The organism is Shewanella marisflavi, from assembly GCF_023283925.1.
Classification (GTDB): Bacteria; Pseudomonadota; Gammaproteobacteria; order Enterobacterales; family Shewanellaceae; genus Shewanella; species Shewanella marisflavi.
In genome coordinates, this window is sequence record NZ_JAKIKX010000007.1 from 135490 (window position 1) to 153756 (window position 18267).

The 18267-nt window shown below is 53.3% G+C and carries 12 protein-coding genes; 6 read left to right on the top strand and 6 right to left on the bottom strand.

What is annotated here, in order from left to right:
- Positions 1-84: 84 nt before the first annotated feature.
- The 3 genes from L2712_RS14530 to L2712_RS14540 all read left to right on the top strand — a co-directional run bounded on the left by L2712_RS14530 (position 85) and on the right by L2712_RS14540 (position 7217).
- Complete coding sequence (locus L2712_RS14530) at positions 85-3777, top strand: response regulator (protein WP_033539014.1); 3693 nt, start codon at positions 85-87, stop codon at positions 3775-3777.
- A 210-nt stretch (positions 3778-3987) separates the two neighbouring features.
- Positions 3988-6387, top strand: coding sequence for a zinc-dependent metalloprotease (locus L2712_RS14535; RefSeq protein ID WP_248978187.1), 2400 nt, complete (start codon positions 3988-3990; stop codon positions 6385-6387).
- Between the two features lie 524 nt (positions 6388-6911).
- The gene (locus L2712_RS14540; RefSeq protein ID WP_248978188.1) at positions 6912-7217 is read left to right on the top strand and encodes a hypothetical protein; all 306 of its coding nucleotides are present in this window, start codon (positions 6912-6914) and stop codon (positions 7215-7217) included.
- Positions 7218-7291: 74 nt separating this feature from the next.
- On the opposite strand, the gene L2712_RS14545 is transcribed toward L2712_RS14540, so the two are convergent.
- The 5 genes from L2712_RS14545 to L2712_RS14565 form a co-directional block, all read right to left on the bottom strand.
- Positions 7292-7660, bottom strand: coding sequence for a DUF6677 family protein (locus L2712_RS14545; protein WP_033539121.1), 369 nt, complete (start codon positions 7658-7660; stop codon positions 7292-7294).
- A gap of 35 nt (positions 7661-7695) precedes the next feature.
- The gene (locus tag L2712_RS14550) at positions 7696-8058 is read right to left on the bottom strand and encodes a hypothetical protein (protein WP_248978189.1); all 363 of its coding nucleotides are present in this window, start codon (positions 8056-8058) and stop codon (positions 7696-7698) included.
- 292 nt (positions 8059-8350) lie between these two features.
- Complete coding sequence (locus L2712_RS14555) at positions 8351-8761, bottom strand: c-type cytochrome domain-containing protein (RefSeq protein ID WP_248978190.1); 411 nt, start codon at positions 8759-8761, stop codon at positions 8351-8353.
- 449 nt (positions 8762-9210) lie between these two features.
- A complete protein-coding gene (locus L2712_RS14560) occupies positions 9211-12285 on the bottom strand; it encodes an efflux RND transporter permease subunit (RefSeq protein WP_248978191.1) in 3075 nt (1024 codons plus the stop codon).
- A gap of 3 nt (positions 12286-12288) precedes the next feature.
- Positions 12289-13371 carry an efflux RND transporter periplasmic adaptor subunit gene (locus tag L2712_RS14565; RefSeq protein WP_248978192.1) on the bottom strand — a complete coding sequence of 361 codons (1083 nt, stop codon included), beginning with the start codon at positions 13369-13371 and terminating at the stop codon, positions 12289-12291.
- 200 nt (positions 13372-13571) lie between these two features.
- On the opposite strand from L2712_RS14565, the gene L2712_RS14570 reads away from it, so the two are divergent.
- On the top strand, positions 13572-14516 hold the full coding sequence (locus tag L2712_RS14570) for a LysR family transcriptional regulator (RefSeq protein ID WP_248978193.1): 945 nt from the start codon (positions 13572-13574) through the stop codon (positions 14514-14516).
- A 45-nt stretch (positions 14517-14561) separates the two neighbouring features.
- Here L2712_RS14570 and L2712_RS14575 read toward each other — a convergent pair whose 3' ends face one another.
- Positions 14562-15929, bottom strand: coding sequence for an MATE family efflux transporter (locus L2712_RS14575; protein ID WP_248978194.1), 1368 nt, complete (start codon positions 15927-15929; stop codon positions 14562-14564).
- A gap of 226 nt (positions 15930-16155) precedes the next feature.
- Here L2712_RS14575 and L2712_RS14580 point away from each other — a divergent pair, with 226 nt between their 5' ends.
- Together L2712_RS14580 and groL are read left to right on the top strand one after the other, a co-directional pair.
- Complete coding sequence (locus tag L2712_RS14580; protein ID WP_033539005.1) at positions 16156-16446, top strand: co-chaperone GroES; 291 nt, start codon at positions 16156-16158, stop codon at positions 16444-16446.
- 57 nt (positions 16447-16503) lie between these two features.
- Positions 16504-18153, top strand: coding sequence for a chaperonin GroEL (groL, locus tag L2712_RS14585; protein ID WP_088903719.1), 1650 nt, complete (start codon positions 16504-16506; stop codon positions 18151-18153).
- Positions 18154-18267 lie beyond the last annotated feature (114 nt).

Genomic DNA, 18267 nt, shown 5'->3' on the forward strand with positions numbered 1-18267 from the left:
GCTGGCTTCCTGATACTATATGCAGAATATGATGCGCCGCTCAGGTAAAGTCCTGGGGCAGACTCTTGTTTTCAAAGGTAATCAATGAAGTCGACAGAGCCGGACTTACAGCTTAAGTCTCCGATTCAAAAAAACTATAATCGCGCGGTTTTTTATACCTATATCGGCGTGATCATCATGGCGTTGCTGACGGCCTGGATCTTCTTCGAGCGTCAGAAGACGCAGATGATGGATCAGCGCGAAGAGTTGGTTGAGCGTCATGTATTGCAGATCGACTTGTTGTTGGAGTCCAGCATCCGCGCGGTAAAGAGCCTGCGCAATGTGGCGGTGGATCACCTGCGTCTGGGTGAGTTAGTGCGTACCGACCGCCTGCCTCAATATGAAAAATTTAATGAAAGCGGTCAGTTTTTTACCTTAGAACCCAGCTATGCCCAGAGCGGTAAACCCTTTACCAACATGGGACGCATTACTGGGGCGGGGTCGCTCAATGGTCGCAGCGACAAGTTCTATCAGGAGTTGGAGATGCTGTTTGAGCTCTCACTCTCCTTCCCGGTCGCCAGACAGGCGGCCCCCAAGGCCTCCTCTATCTATTACATCTCCAAGCACAGGATGATGTCTTACTATCCCTGGCCCTCAGATGAGCAGCGCTTTCGCGATGAACTGCTGAAGAAGCAGCAGTTCCAGCTGGTCACCCCAGCCATGAACCCTCAGCGTAGTGTGGCCTGGAGTCCGGCCTACGTAGAGCCCAACGGCAAGGGCTTGTTGACGACAGTTGGTGTGCCCATCTATCTGGAAGATGAGTTTATCGGCTCCATTAACCTGGATATGACGCTCTCCTCCCTGGATAAGCAGATCCGTCTCTACTTCAAGATGCCGGGCACGGTTATCTTGCTGGATCAGCAAAACAATATTCTCTCTCATAGCGATATCAACGCCGCAGACATCAATCGGGTGTTCCATATCAGCCAAAAGATCCCCTCGGCGCTTCACTCTGTGCCCGAGTCTGAGCTGTTCGATGCCCACGAAGGGATCATGCGCAACGGCTACTATATTCACTCTGTGGCCCTGCAAAATGCCCCTTGGCGTCTGCTCTATCTGCAAGATGAAAATGAGCTGTTCAAAGATTCCTGGGAGAAGCTTGAGCTGACCTTCCTGTTGGTGGTGATCGCCCTGTCGGTCCTGGTGACCATAGTGCACTGGCAGACCCGTCGCTCTTTCGTTAACCCAGCTTCTCGCCTCTTGTCGCATCTCGAGGGGTGTTCTCAGGAGCCGCGCAAGCCACCCGCCAAGATCACCCAAGGCTGGGAACCCTGGTTCCAGCTGGTGAGTCGAATATTTGAAGAAAACCAGCAGTATACACGGCACTTGGCCGAGCAGAACCGCCGCCTGGATAATCTGGTGGCGCGGCGCACCGAACGACTGAGAGAGACCACAGAGCGACGAGAGCGGGAATACGCTTTGCTGCGCTCCCTGCTCGACTCTATCCCTGAGGCGATTGTCTTCAAGGATAAAGAGGGTAAATGTCTTGGCTGTAACAAGTCGGCCGAGCGCATGCTGGGCTTTACTGAGAGCGAGATGATAGGTCAGGACACGTTGGCGATGACCAGCAACGAGCAGTCGATGCGTATTCGCGCCGAAGATGAGCGTGTCTTGTCCGAACGCACGCCACTCAGGTATCAGGAGAAGGTCGAGCTGGCCGGTAAGCCAGTATTACTCGATACCCTTAAGCTGCCTTTCTACAACCGCCGCGGTGAGCTGCTGGGCCTTATCGCCGTGTGGCGTGATGTCACCCGTGAATATGAATCCGCCGAGCAGCTCAGGCTGTCGGAGGAGCGTTACCATCTGGCGATGGACGCGGTAGAAGATGGCCTGTGGGACTGGTATCTGGATTCCGAGCAGATCATCTGTAACCCGGCCTACTACACCATGCTCGGCTATAAGAGCAATGAGTTCCCGGCCCTGGTGTCGACTATAGACGATCTGGTGCATCCCGATGATCGCATTCGCGTCGAGGAGTATCGTGAGCAGTATCTGGCCGATCCTATTGGTGCCTATGATATTGAGTTCCGTATGCGCGGTAAGAGCGGCATGTATCACTGGGTACTCAGCCGTGGCCGTGTGGTGGAGTTTACCGCTGACAATCAACCTAAGCGTATGGTGGGGACTCACAAGGATATTACCCGTCATAAGAGCAACGAGGTGGCGCTGCTGGAAGCCAAGCAGGACGCCGAATCGGCCAACCTCTACAAGAGTGAGTTCCTGGCCAATATGAGCCATGAGATCCGCACGCCGATGAACGCCATTATCGGTATGTTGCAGCTGGCCAGCCGCACTCAGTTGACGCCGCAGCAGGCGGATTATCTGGATAAGGCCGGTTTCTCGGCGCAATCATTGCTGCGGATCATCAACGATATTCTCGATTTCTCTAAGATTGAGGCCGGTAAGCTGGAGCTTGAGCGAGTCGCCTTCCCACTGGATAAGGTGCTGGATCACGCGCTGGATCTCAACGCCCTCAAGGCTCAGGAGAAGGGCGTCGAATTACTGCTTTACGCCCCAGTCACTGCTGGCTTGATCCTCGAAGGGGATCCACTGCGTCTCGGGCAGGTGTTGATCAACATGCTCAGCAATGCGGTGAAGTTTACCCAGAGCGGTGAAATAGAGCTGGGCTGTGAAGATGTGGGCGAGCGCGATCATCGCATTACCCTCAAGTTCTGGGTGCGTGATACCGGCATAGGGATCAGCAAGGAGCAGCAGGAAAGCCTGTTCGATGCCTTCGCCCAGGCCGATGGCTCGACCACCCGCAAATATGGCGGTACAGGACTAGGGCTCTCCATCAGTAAACATCTGGTGTCCATGATGGGCGGCACTATGCAGGTGCAGAGTGAGCTGGGGGTCGGCAGTACCTTCAGCTTCACCATCAGCTTCGAGATCGCCGAAGAGGCCGAAGTAAAACCGCTTATCGTGCCCGAGGTGATAGGTAATCTGAAGACACTAGTGGTGGACGATAACCCGACGGCGCTACAGATCTACTCGACCGCCATGCGAGACTTCCACTTCGACGTGGATACCGCCTCCAATGGCGCCGAGGCCCTGTATAAACTGGAACACAGGCCGGTGGATCTCCTGCTGCTGGACTGGATGATGCCTGAGATGGATGGCATAGAGGTGATTCGAGCGCTCGATGCCATGGTGGCCGACGGTCGCCTTGAGAAGCGCCCGGTGATCATCATGATGACCGCCTACGCCTCCGAGCCGCTCAAGGAAGACTTGGACGATCTCGATATCTACGCCATGCTGCAAAAGCCATTTAAGGCTTCGGCACTGTTTGACGAGATCATCGCCGCCTTTATCGACAAGCCGAAGATCAATCCGGCGGTGGAGCTGCCCGCAGAGGGCAATGCCACGGGCTCGGGGCAGATATTGTTGGTGGAAGATAACTTTATTAACCAGCAGGTGGCCACCGAGCTGCTTAAGAGCGCGGGTTATGAGGTGGATGTGGCCGAAAATGGTCAGATTGCGCTGGATATGGTGGATGCCAAGCAGTACGACGCGGTATTGATGGATATCCAGATGCCTGTGATGGACGGTCTGACGGCAACCAAAGAGCTGCGTAAGCGTTACTCCAAGGAGGAGCTGCCGGTGATCGCCATGACGGCCCATGCCATGTCGGGCGATCGTGAAAAGAGTCTGGCGGCGGGCATGAATGCCCATATCACTAAGCCTATCGTGCTCAACGAATTGTTCGATACCTTGGCTCACTGGATAGTGCGTCACTAGCGACAGGGCGACAGAAGAGAAGGGGCTTAGGCCCCTTTTTTGTGGCTGGTGGTTTTGACGCAGGCAAAACCTAGGCAGGGCAAATGTGTGCCTGAATTATTTGCACTTGAGCGAGAATTGATACCTGTTAAGCTAAGTGGTTGATATTCACGAGACCCATAATATTTGAACAACTAAGTCTCCCATCATAAGTCTCAGCAAGGAGATAACATGAGACCCTCTACACTCGCGCTGGCCCTTGCCTTAACCTTTATGCCGACCGCTTCCCTACTCGCGGTGGAAAACAGTGCTCAGGTGCTTAAGAGCAGTCAGGCCGCGAAAGGCTTTATTAACCTGTTTTATCAGCAAAGTTCGGGCGACCTTTACCTCGAAGCCACGCGGCTCAATCAACCTTTTCTGCTGGTGACCAGTCTGCCACAGGGTGTGGGGTCTAACGATATCGGCCTGGATCGCGGCCAATTAGGGATGACCCGCTTGGTGCAGTTTGAGCGTCACGGCCCCTATCTCATTCTCAAACAGCTTAATACCCGCTACCGGGCGACAACAGACAACGGCGCCGAGCAGCGAGCGGTAAAAGAGGCGTTCGCCGAATCTGTACTCTGGCGCGGCAAGGTGCTTGACGGTAAACAGGCGCTGGTAGCCATCAATGAGCTAGTGCTCAATGATCTGCATGGCATCAAAGATACCCTGGAGCAGACCAAGCAGGGCCATTATCAACTGGATAAAGAAAGCTCGCTGATTTTGCCTCAGGGCGTAAAGTCCTTCGAGCGTAACAGCGATGTCGACGTGCTGCTGACCTTCAAGGGGGCCAAGGCCGGACCTCAGGTGGCAGAAGTCACCCCAGACGGTAAGGCGCTGTCACTGCGGATGCGCTACTCCTTCGTTGCGCTGCCAGACGATAACTATCAGCCCAGAGCCTATCACCCTAACAGCGGCTACCTGTCTGATGAGTATCTGGATTACGGTACTGAGATCGACCGTGACATAGTGCAGCGTCATCTATTGCGTCACCGCTTACAAAAAGTGACCCCGGGTGATGCGCCCAGCGAAGTCGTCAAACCTATCATCTACTATCTGGATCCCGGTGTGCCTGAGCCTATTCGCAGCGCCCTATTAGAAGGGGCTCGCTGGTGGGAAACCGCCTTCAACGAGGCGGGCTTTATCAACGGCTTTAAGGTGGAGCTATTACCGGAAGATGCCGATCCTCAGGATATTCGCTACAACGTGATCCAGTGGGTGCATAGGGCGACACGTGGTTGGTCTTACGGCAGCGCCATCGCCGATCCGCGCACAGGTGAGATCATCAAGGGGCATGTAACCCTGGGCAGTCAGCGTGTTAGGCAGGATCATCTGATCGCCCGCGGCCTTACCGCAGGTTGGGACGACAGAGACGCCGCAGAGCAGGCGGTCACCGAGTTGGCCCTGGCGCGAATTCGTCAGTTGTCGGCTCATGAGGTGGGTCATACCCTGGGGCTGGATCATAACTTTGCTGCCTCAAGTAACGATAACGCCTCTGTGATGGATTACCCTCACCCTAAGGCGACACTCAAGGGCGACAAGATAGATATCTCCGCACCTTACGATGAAGGCATTGGCGCCTGGGATAAGTTCACCATTGCCTATGGTTATGGTCAGTTTAGCCCGGCAGATCAACAGGCCAAACTCACCGAGCTGATGCAGGCAGTCGAGCGTCAGGGGCTGCGTTATATCGGCGAGGCCGACTCACGTAGCGCAGATGCCAGCCAGGCCTACGCCAGCCTGTGGGACAATGGCAAGGATCCCGTGGCCGAGCTGAGTCGCCTGGCTAAGGTGCGCGAGGCGGCTATCAATGACTTTAGTGATTCGGCGCTGCTGAGCGAGCAGCCCTATGGTGAGCTGCGCGATGCCTTGGTTCCCATCTATCTGTTGACCCGCTATCAGATAACCGCCGCCGCCAAGTTTATCGGCGGTACAGATTACAGTTACTCCATGCAGGAAGGGGGACGCACCTGGCACTATATGGCGCCCGAGTTGCAAAAAAATGCCTTAGAAACCCTGCTACAAGGATTGGACGCCGATGCCTTGGTGCTGCCGCCCAAGGTGATCGATGCCTTAGTGCCTAAATCGGGTAACTACCGCGCCACGCGAGAGAGTTTCGATGGTGCCACCGGCGTAGTCATAGATCCACTCGGTATGGCCGAGGTGCTTAGTCGTCACACCTGTCAGCAGCTGCTGCGCCCAAGCCGGCTGAATCGTGTCAATCAGGGCTATTTCGCCGACAAGGGACAGCTGTCTGTGGTGACTCTGGTGAACAAGCTGCTGGGCAAGACGCTGTTTGCCGATGCGCCGACTTGGGCCTCACAAGGGGTGTGGATGCGGGTGAATGCCGTGGTGCTCGACACCCTGCTGGCCAGTTATCATGACCAGGCAAGCTCGCCAGAGGTGAAGGCGCAGCTGGCGGGCCGCTTGGCCTTTGCCGAGAAGCAGCTCAGTCGTCTGGTGAAACGCAGCAGCGATTATGAGTCGGCCCATTATCAATGGTTGCTTGAGGGGATAGAGAAGGGGCTTAAAGACGCTAAGTTTAAGCTGATGGACAAGCCGCTGGCCATGCCGCCGGGCTCGCCTATCTAGTCATAAAATGCCCCGCTAAGCGGGGCTTTTTTATGGGTAAGAGTATAAAAATATTGGCGAGAGTATTGAAAACTCGCTGTGCTAAAGGCGCTGTGCGAGAGGCGCTGTGGTGAGTCGAGAAAGTGGCGGGTGGTCTGCTCTTCGCGACTGGATTGATGCAGCCTTTGCAAAGGCTCACGGCATTGAGTTCAACTTGTAGGTTTTTAATGGATAGGGGCAAACCCGTGTTGGTAGCCAAAGTCGATCGCAGCCTCCGGGCTCGCCAGTTTGATCAGGTGCGACAGGTCTATTTCCTTATCTGCTTAGCTCGTGGCTAAGGGGTATCCGCAACCCATGACCGAGAGTCGGCCGAGATTCAGATATGACCCGGCAAATCGAATTAATAACAAATTTAGGAGCGAAATACTGACCATGCAAAAAGTGTAACAATTTGCATGCTTTACTGTGATCTTGTTCAAAAAATGTGACATTTGGGTTAGTATCTTTGTTAGCTAATTGTGGTCATAAAAAGATTGGAGTACATAATGAAGTTGTTAGCCAGCACGACCTTAGCTTTAGCCTCTTTACTGTTTACAACCCAGGCGCTTGCCGAGAGACCCGATTTCTCCAAGACCGCTGCAGCAAGAGCCGATTACGTTTTTGCCAACAATCCCGTCGCTCAGCATAAAGATCTGCCGTACTCGAGCAGTCGTCATGATTTTTCCAAGACGACCGCAGCCAAGAGTGAGTATCGTTTTGCCGATAATCCACCGAGCGATTTGGTGATGGATGAGCCGAGATCGACTCAGCATGATTTTTCTAAGACAGAAGCGGCAAGAAAACAGAGCTGAATATCACCCTATTGCGAAGGAGCCGACCAGGCTCCTTTTTTTATGGGCGTTTGACCAGGGCGGTAGTATGCGGCCTACTCTTGTGCAGTCGTGCTCGCTTCTTGCAGCATCAGCTTTTTGCCCTGACGGTAGGCGTCAATGATCCCCACCAACCAGCCTAAGATAAAGGCCCAGGTGGCGACATCGACCCAAAAGGCCTCGCTGCCTTGGGGCACCTGGCTTATCGCCGCATAGATGGCGTTAAATTCCAGTGGCACCTCTCCCGACAGTATCTTATCTGACACCGCCTGCGCGCGATTAACCGCCTGATACAAGAGATAGACCAGCCCGCCCAAGCTAATGCAGGAGAGCAGGGTGCCCGTGTTGTAACGCTTAAGGTAGAAGTGGCCCGAACCTGGGCAGATGAAAGCCGACATAAGGGCGGCGGTGATAGCTTTATTCATAATATTCGCTTTGGGCCAAGTGGTTATATTCTGCATTATTCCAAGTCAATTCGCCTAATCGCCGCCTTTAGGTGCTCGGCCTGAGCACGCAGCGCCTCGGGGGCCTGGTCGCCATGGGCTGCCAGTTGACTCTCTAGGCCGCTAAGTTGTTGCACCAGCCAGCCGCGAATCATCACATAATAGCGTGAATCCGTGCCGTAGCGGGCGATCACCTCAAGATGCTCGGCAGATGGCGTCGCGATTGCCTGCTGTAGTGCCTGCACCATGACCCCCAATTCTTGTTGCTCTGTTTGCGCTTGGCTTTGCGCTTGGGATTCTTCCTCGGATAGCCCAGGGCTATCGGCGCAGCCGGTCAGCAGAAATGCAATCAGCAGGGCCAAACTAAACGGGTAACGCATCAGAGTTTCCTAGGAGATATCTTAAGGATGCGTTTGATAATAACAGGTCTTTAGTATCTGTTTATCTTGCGGGGGTAATTTTTGTTCAATCTCAAGGTATTTAGATAATCCCCGTTATACAGCGCCTGTAGGCCTGCTCTCATCCCTTACCGTTAGTCTGCGCAGAATCACCAGATCACTCCGGCACTTTATTGTTTAAATGAGATAGGTTGCTGAAAAAATAAACAAGGAAGGCCAACAGGCCCTAGATAAAAAGCCACCGCCTTGTGGCGGTGGTTAGCAGGTAGAAAGGCTAGTTCTGTTTAGCGCCTTCATCTATCCAACGTTTGATAGTGGCGATCTGCTCGCTGCTAAGTGGCTTTCCTTCGCCTTGCGCAAATTTATCATTGTGGTGCGGTGGCATCTGGATCTTGCTGTCGACCTTGTGGTCTATCGCTAAGTAAAGTGTGCTGGATGCGGCACTGCCGGGGACCACGACTGCGCCCAGCTGAGTTCCGCGCATGACACCTTGATAGCTATCCAGTGCCAAATGAGTGCGTGACATGCCTTCACCTGAGCCTGAATGACAGCTGACACAGGAGGCGGTTAATATGGGCTGTACTTCAGATGAGAAGCTCACCGGCCGCTCACAGCCCGGCAGCGCCGTTACGGCCAATGCCGCTACAAGCAACAGGCGCCAGTCGATGGAGTGATGAGCATACATAGTATCCTCCAATAACCTTGTATTATGTACGGTTTAAGTATAGTCCCGTGAACACAAAAGCACCCAGATCCTATGCTAGGGAAGGTGAGAACAAGTCGTCGCACAGCTCTGGCTTTGATCGCAGCGACAGTTCAAGGCATTCAACTGAGGGCATGCCGAGGCCTGCTGAAGTTGAATAATGCCGAAATGGTGTTGCTATCAAAGCCCCGCAGGGCGAGGCTTACAGCGGTATTTGCTGCGTTACAGTTCTTGCGAAGGACTAGGGCCATTCGCTGCAAACTGTGCCTTGCATCTATCCACTTTAAGCACACGCAGAGCAAGCACGGGACTTATTCGCACCTTCCCTAGGACTATGTTGGCGCTCGCTTGTCTGTAAAGCTGACTTGCCGCAAAGAAAAAGCCCAGCTCCGAAGAGCCGGGCACGCCGGGAAGCGTTAGGGGGAGGCTACTTAAGCTGGCTTAGGCACCTTGATGCCGAACACTAAGGTATAGGTTACCGGCAATACCAAGAGGGTGAGCACAGATGCAAAGCCGAGTCCGAAGATGATGGTGATCGCCATTGAGCCAAAGAAAGCGTCAGACAATAGCGGGATCATCCCCAGCATGGTGGTGATTGCCGCCATCAATACTGGCCGAACGCGACTCACGGCCGAGTCAAATACCGCCTGGTATTCCGCTTTGCCTTGGCTTAGCTCCAGGTTTATCTGATCCACCAGGACTATGCCGTTCTTGATGATCATCCCCGTCAGGCTCAATAGCCCGAGCAATGCCATAAAGCTAAAGGGTGCATCGAATAACAATAGGCCAGAGACCACACCGATCAGCGCCAGCGGCACGGTAAACCAGATCACCAGCGGCTGCCTGACCGAGTTAAACAAGAGCACAGTAATGAGGAACATGGCCAGATACCCCAGCGGAATCGAACTGAATACCGACTCTTGCGCCTCTAGCGAGGTTTCATATTCGCCGCCCCATTCCAACTGGTAGCCACTGGGTAAGGGGATAGCCTCGATTTTTGGCCGCACCTTTCTAAATACCGAATCGGCAGTCTCGTCCGTGCCATTGACGGGATCGGCCAGTACCGATACCACACGTTTGCGATCGCGGCGGATGATCAATGGATCTTCCCACTCGGTGACGAAGTCGCTGACCACTTGTGTGATAGGCACAAATACCTGGTTGTCGGCGCTCCATATTTGCAGCGCAGAGATGCTGTCGGCATTGAGTCGTTCATCGGCGGGGGCGCGGGCGATTATCGGCAGCAGATGACTATTGTCGCGATAGATACCTACCTGCTTACCGCTGAAGTTAGTCAGCAGTGCATTGTCTAAGTCTTGCTTGCTGATACCGGTTTCGCGCGCCTGGGCTAAGGCCAGTTGTGGGCGGATCAGGGTCACCTGATTGCGCCAGTTATGACGCACGCTGGTGGCCGTAGGTTCCTCCCTGAGGATATCGCTCGCCTGCTGTGCCAGCTGTCTCAATACCGCCGGGTCTTCACCATAGAAACGCGCCTCAATTTTGGCGGCAGGGCTAGGGCCGTTCTCCATATACTTAAAGCGGTACTCGGCCTCTGGGTAGTGCTGCACCAGATCCTGTTCCAGCCTACGCATATAAAGGTTCAATGATTCCAGATCTGTCATCTCAATCAATAGCTGGCCGTAAGACTTGTAACCTTTCTCTGGTACATAGGGCAATACGAAACGCTGGGCCCCTTGGCCAACCACGCTGGTGATATTCACCAGACCCGCGTCAGTCTGCTGTTGCTGAGCAAGCAGATCCTGTTCGATACGTCCAAGCAGTGCCTCGGTAGCCTTGATGTCAGAGCCTTCAGGCATCCACACATCAACGAAAAACATCGGCGTGTTTGAGGCGGGGAAAAACACGTTTTTCACCTGACTAAACCCCATCACGGCGCTCACCAGTGCCGCGATCACCACGAGTAGCGTCAGGGCGCGAAAACGCATCGCCAGACTCAGCGTGGTGCGGTAAAGCTGAAACAGCCAACCTTGGTAGGGATCTTGCTCTGCCTCTTCTGGCTGCGAGCCATCTTTAAACATGATGTTGCAGAAGAAGGGGGTGAGTGTCATGGCGGTGATCCAGCTGATAAACAGAGAGATCAACAGCACTAGGAACAGTGAGATACAAAACTCGCCGGTGGCATTGTCAGACAGGCCTATGGGGGCGAAGGCGATAATGGCAATCACAGTCGCGCCCAGCAGTGGCCACTGAGTCTGCTGAATTACCTGCTTAGCTGTCTCTAACCTAGATTGACCCCGCTTCAGGCCGATCAACATCCCCTCAGTGACCACGATGGCATTATCCACCAACATCCCCAGGGCGATGATCAGCGCCCCCAGTGAGATGATCTGCAGCTCGATATTGAGCACCTTCATCATGATAAAGGTACCCAGAATGGTCAGTAGCAGCACCAATCCCATCAACAGGCCAGAGCGTAGCCCCATGAAGATCAGCAGCACACCTATCACTATCGCAATCGATTCCGCCAGGTTGATCAAAAAGCCCTGTATGGTCTGATCTACCATCTTGCTCTGATCGTAAACCGTCGTCAGCGTCATCCCCACCGGCAGTTCGCTGTTGAGTTCAGCCATTTTAAGGTTGACGGCTTCACCCACATTCACCACATTGACGCCGCTGGAGAAGGCGATACCGATAGAAAGCGCATGCTTGCCGCCGCTGTGATACAGGTTCTCTGGCGTCTCGGTGACCGCCTTATACACTTTGGCGATATCGCCCAGGTAGATGAGCTTAGTATCGCCAGGCGCGCTGACAATCAGGTGGTTGAGCTGGCTGACATCATCAAATTCTCCCGTGGGATGAATACGGATGCGATTGTCGCCCACCTTGATGCTGCCGGCGTTCGACACCACGTTGCGGCTGCTGATCAAACCGTAAATATAATCTTGGTTGAGTCCCAGGGCGTTGATCTTCTGGGTCGAAATTTCAACCACGACTTGCTCTTCGACAGTACCGGCGATATTGACGCGTTTAATCCCGTCGACCAGCACCAGCTCCCGGCGTAGGAAGTCGGCGTAGTTTTGCAGCTCGCGCTCGCTGTAGCCATCACCCGTGAGGTTGAGCAAGATGCCATAGACATCGCCAAAGTCATCGATCACCGATGGCGTCATGGCGCCGGGAGGCAGTGTTCCTGTGATATCGCCAACCTTACGTCTCACCTCGTCCCAAACCTGTGGGAGTTCGGTGGCATCGAAGTTGTCGTTCATCTCGATCTCTATCTGCGACAAACCGGCGCTGTTGATTGAGGTGATATGTTTTACGCCATCGAGTTGCTGTAGGGCGTCTTCCAGCGGCAGGGTGACCTCCTCTTCGACCTGCCGAGGTGACGCGCCAGGGTAGGCGGTGACGACCAACGCCTGCTTAATGGTAAATTCGGGAAATTCGAGTTGGCCCAGACTAAAAAATGAGATGCTACCGCCAATCAGCAATAGCAAGGCAAACATCCAGCTAACGACTTTATGAGTGATGGAGTACTCGGCAAAATTCATCGGTTATACACCTCGTTGCCAGCGAAGTGGCTTCACTTGCTGCGCCTCTTTAAGTTGCTGCACTCCGGCCACCACGACGCGATCGCCAAGACCGATACCGTGGAGGATCTCTATGCCTTCACTGGTCACCTTACCCAGGCTGACTTCGCGAGATGATACTGAGCCTGTTCCCAGATCATAGGTCCACACAATACTCTTACCATCCTGATCACGCTTAACCACGGCGCTGGCAGGCACCACGGCGCTCGCCTTGTGCTCATTCGCTTGGGTGATATCTAATGTGAGTTGGGCGCTCATGCCTGGCAGCACCTTGATGTCGCTGGGGACTGGCAAGGTAAATACCACTTCATAACTTTGCGTGCCGGGGGTGACCTGCGTGGCAAACTCTTTCAGGCGGGCGGCATATGCTTTATCGGGCTGGTTGCTAAAGCTCACCATGGGCAGCGACGGTGAGTTAGGGTTAAACGAGGTGACGCGACTGGCCAGTGATTCTGGCACCTGAATCACCACGTCGATAAAGCTATCTTTTTGCAGCAGCAGGATAGGCTGATTGGCCTGCACTATCTGATGATTCTCTATCTGTGTCTTAGCAATGGTGCCGTCGTAGGGCGCCTTGATCACAGTGTAACTCAGCTGATCCTGGGCGTTAGCCAGATTGGCGGCGGCAGATTTAAGTTGTGCTTTAGCCAGATCGTATTCGGCCTGGGAGATCAGCTCACGGCGCAGGAGTTCGCCCTTACGTTTAAAGTCGGCAACGGCCAGCTCATGGTCTGCTTCGCGATTGAGCAGGTTGTTGCGGGCATCTCTGTCATCGAGACGCGCAAGCCCTTGCCCTTGAGTGACCTGCTGACCTTCTACCAGAGTGAACTCTACCAGTTGACCCGATAATCGAAACGACAGTTCGGCCTGCTTAGTGGCGGCCACTTTTGCAGGAAAGCGGCGTAATGAGTTTTGGTTTAACTCGGTGATCTCAAGCAGCTTAACTGGGCGAACACTCTCTGGAGTGATCTCGGCAGATTCTGTAGTGCAACCGGCAAGAACTAGAGTTAATACGAGTAGTGATGATGCGGTTGTCAGGTGTTTCATATCGTAAACTCCATTATTTGTGACAAGTTGTATCCCATAGGCGGATAAAGATAACAGTGGGTTACTCTTAGTAAAATGGAATTAAATGGAACCTTAGGTTCCAAAAAATGAAACTAAATTGGCTTGATTTACGCCTATGAGTGTGGGCAAAGTAATAGTGAGCTGGGAGTGAGCCCTATTGTTAAGCGAGTGAGAAAGCCATGAAAACCGAAGATATTGCCTTGTTCCACCGCATCGTTGAGACCGGCAGTCTGGTTGAGGCCGCCGATATTCTCAATGTGCCTAAATCGACCCTGAGTCGACGGCTGCAGGCGCTGGAGGATGAGCTGAGTGTCAAGCTGTTTCACCGCCAGAGTCGGGCCATGACCCTTACCGCCTCAGGCAGTCATTTCTATAATAAAACCACCCCTTTGCTGGCCACCTTGGAGCAAACCTTCTCCGAGCTATCGGGGCAGGAAGCGGCGGTCACCGGCCATTTACGTATCTTGATCTTTCCCATTCCGGAAATATTGCATATCACCCATGCGATATTTGAGTTTATGGATCTCAATCCTGAGCTGACGGTGGAGATCATTGTCAGTTCCGAGCCTAAAGATATGATCCGCAACAATATCGACTTGGCCTTTATGCTCGAAGATGCCTTCAACGAAAATGAGATGGTGGCGCGGCATGTCATCAGCGAAACCGTGCACTTCTTTGCCAGTCCTGAGTATCTGGCGCGGGCAGGTACGCCTACGACGCCTGAAGAGTTGGACGGGCATAACTCCATTTTGTTTCGTTACCCCAACGGCAGGATCTTCAACGAAGTACCCTTTGGAAAAGACAGAATTATCTCGGTAAAAGGTAACCTGTGTGTCAATAGCCTGGGCACCTGCTTAGAAGCGACCCTGATGGGACGCGGCATTGCCATGATGCCACTGCCGATAGCGCAAGAATATGTGGAAAACGGTAAGTTGGTGATGTTATTCAAAGAGATAGAACCCTATGAGGGCAAGTGCTTCCTCGTCTATCCCTCACGGCGTTTTATCAGTCTCGCCAGCCAACGTTTTATCGACCATATGATGAGGGCGTTAGAGGAGTGTATTCAAAACGGCGCCTGCGATCGCGAAGCCAGAACCAAGGGGGCGATTAAGCCGTTAATTTAACGGCGCTCGCCGTCAAGGCTCAGCCTAAACGCCCTTTATCTTTTGCTAACGCTTATAGATCTCGACATGCTTGGGCGTGGTGTTGGGCTCTGTGATACGACTGGCCAGGATATAACAGGCGATACCCATCACGGCATTGGTAATAGGCAGTGCCAGCAGCAGTCCCTTCACCCCGCCTAGATAGGAGCCCAGCGCGGCCAGCGGCAGCAAGAGCAGAAACAGGCGGCAGAGGTTAAGCACCAGTGAACTCATCGGCCTGTGATAGGCGTTGAGTGAGGTGGCGGTGAGGATCACCATTCCCAGCGGCCCATAGGCGGCGGGCAGGGCGATGATGTAGAAGCTGAGCCACTCGATCACCTGAGGATCTTTACTGAACAGCTGGGCGATAGGCGTCGCCATGAGTGCCAGCGGCAGGTAGATGAGCGTCTGAAATATCAGCACGAAACGCAGCGATAGCATCAGGGCCTCGCGGGCGCGCTGTGTCTGTCCTGCACCCAGATTTTGGGCGATAAAGGGCACCAAGCTGGAGGAGAGCGCCATCACGGCGATCAGCAACACAGACTCCAGACGGGTACCGGCACCAAAGGCCGCCACCGCACTGTGGTCGATGCGGGCCAGCATGGCCATGATGATGGCATTGGCCACAGGGTTGAGCAGGTTCATCAGCGCCGCAGGCTGGGCGATATGGGCCAGCTGGCGCCAGTTACAACGAATGCGCTCTAAATTAAACTCGGCAAAATCCACTAGGTTACGCTTGATGATCAACAGGTAACCCGACAATGACAGCGCCACGACCCAAGAGATCAGCGTGGCGATGGCCGCGCCCTGAATCTCCAGTCGTGGGAAGGGGCCCAGACCAAAGATCAGCAGTGGGTCGAGCACCAGATTGATTAGAGACGCCAGCGCCATGATCTTGGCCGGTGACTTGGTATCGCCGGTGGCGCGCAGCCCCTGGTTGCCCACCATCAGCAGCACCAGCAGCGGCGCCCCCAGATACCAGAGAAACATATAGTCGTGGATCAGCGGCAGGCTGGAGTCGTTGGCACCCAGCAGAGTAAACAGCGGGTCTATAAACAGGCTGCCCAGCAAGGAGATAGCGGCGATCAGCCAGAAGGTGATCAGCAAGGCATCGTGCAAAAAGATTCTGGCCTTGGGGCTGTTACCACTGCCGATAAGGCGGCCCAAGTTGGTCGATACCCCAGCGCCTATGCCGATGGCAATACTGGAGACAATCAGGGTGACCGGAAAGGTAAAACTAATAGCCGCCAGGGCTTCAGTGCCTAGCTGACTGATAAAAAAGGTGTCTATAAGGCTGAACCCAAGAATGGTGAGAATACCAATCAGGTTCGGGAGGCTCATATTTAGCAGTACACGACCGATTGGCTGGCTGAGCAGCCCGTGTCTGTCTCTCATTTAAGTGGATTGCCTTGGTAACAGAAGGAGGGCAATTCTATCAGGAATGGCTGATGTTTTATAAAACCCAGTTAAAAAAAATCAGATTTTTTTTGTAAAGCCCTTGGATCTCATCAACCCCATCCCCATATATCGAACATCCCGCGGCGAAAGGTATGTCGCCGCACTTTATTTTGATAAACCGCCAACGTTTGTTGGGCAAAAAAATCATTAGGAGAGTCCGTAGATGAATATTCGTCCATTACATGACCGCGTCATTGTTAAGCGTTCTGAAGTTGAATCAAAATCAGCCGGTGGCATCGTACTCACAGGTAGTGCAGCCGAGCAGTCAACTCGCGGTGAAGTTCTTGCTGTAGGCAATGGCCGAATTCTTGAAAATGGTACTGTGCAGCCACTCGACGTAAAAGTGGGTGACATAGTGATCTTCAACGAAGGTTATGGCGTCAAGAAAGAGAAGATCGACGGTGAAGAGGTCTTGATCCTTTCTGAATCAGATTTAATGGCTGTAGTGGAATAAACCACTAAGTTACTTACTATCCCGTTTAAACCAGAATTTTATTAAAGGATACAGAACATGGCAGCTAAAGAAGTTTTATTTGGTAATGATGCTCGCGTAAAAATGCTTGCGGGCGTAAACGTACTGGCTAACGCAGTTAAAGTCACCCTGGGCCCTAAAGGCCGTAACGTAGTGCTAGACAAGAGCTTCGGCGCACCACTGATCACCAAAGATGGTGTATCGGTTGCTAAAGAGATCGAACTAGAAGACAAGTTCGAAAACATGGGCGCCCAAATGGTGAAAGAAGTTGCTTCTAAAGCCAACGACGCTGCTGGTGACGGTACTACTACCGCTACCGTACTGGCGCAAGCTATCGTGACCGAAGGTCTGAAAGCCGTTGCCGCTGGCATGAACCCAATGGATCTTAAGCGTGGTATCGACAAGGCGGTTGTTGCTGCTGTTGCCGAGCTGAAGACCCTGTCTCAAGAGTGTAGCGACACTAAGGCGATTGCTCAGGTAGGTACTATCTCTGCTAACTCTGACGAGTCAATCGGTGAAATCATCGCAACTGCGATGGAAAAAGTCGGTAAAGAAGGCGTGATCACCGTTGAAGAAGGTCAAGCGCTAGAGAACGAGCTGGACGTGGTTGAAGGTATGCAGTTCGACCGCGGTTACTTGTCTCCATACTTCATCAACAAGCCAGAAACTGGCAGCGTTGAACTTGAAAACCCATACATCCTATTGGTTGACAAGAAAATTTCTAACATCCGTGAGCTACTGCCAATCCTTGAAGGTCTGGCGAAAACGGGTAAGCCACTGATGATCATCGCCGAAGACGTTGAAGGCGAAGCCTTAGCGACTCTGGTTGTGAACAACATGCGCGGTATCGTTAAAGTTGCTGCGGTTAAGGCACCAGGTTTCGGTGACCGTCGTAAGGCGATGCTACAAGATATCGCTATCCTGACTGGCGGTACTGTGATTGCCGAAGAGATCGGTCTAGAGCTTGAAAAAGCGACTCTGGAAGACCTAGGTACAGCTAAGCGCGTTGTGATCACCAAAGATGACACTACCATCATCGACGGTAATGGTGAGCAAGAGCAGATCTCTGCCCGTGTTGCCCAGATCAAGATCCAGGCAGAAGAATCTACTTCTGACTACGACAGAGAGAAGCTACAAGAGCGTATGGCTAAGCTAGCCGGCGGTGTTGCAGTGATCAAAGTTGGTGCGGCTACCGAAGTTGAAATGAAAGAGAAGAAGGCTCGCGTAGAAGATGCGCTACACGCGACTCGCGCCGCCGTTGAAGAAGGTGTGGTTGCTGGTGGTGGTGTTGCCCTGATCCGCGTTGCCTCTAAGATCGGCGAAGTTGAAGTGGCTAACGAAGACCAGAAGCACGGTGTGACTATCGCACTGCGCGCCATGGAAGCGCCTCTACGTCAAATCGCAACCAACGCGGGTGAAGAAGCCTCAGTGGTAGCGAACAACGTGAAGAACGGCTCTGGTAACTATGGTTACAACGCTGGTAGCGACGTATACGGTGACATGCTAGAGATGGGTATCCTTGACCCAACTAAAGTGACTCGTAGCGCCCTACAGTTCGCGTCATCTATCGCAGGTCTGATGATCACTACCGAAGCTATGGTAGGTGAAGTTCCACAAGAAGCTGGTGCCGGCGATATGGGCGGCATGGGTGGAATGGGTGGTATGGGCGGTATGGGCGGCATGATGTAAATTTTACGGGCCTAAATCTGTGATAGCTGCGTTGCTTCACCACTCGTTTAGTACACTAAACGTCGCGGTAAAGCGCCTTGCTCTAACAAGATTTATACCACGTAAAATGGTCTG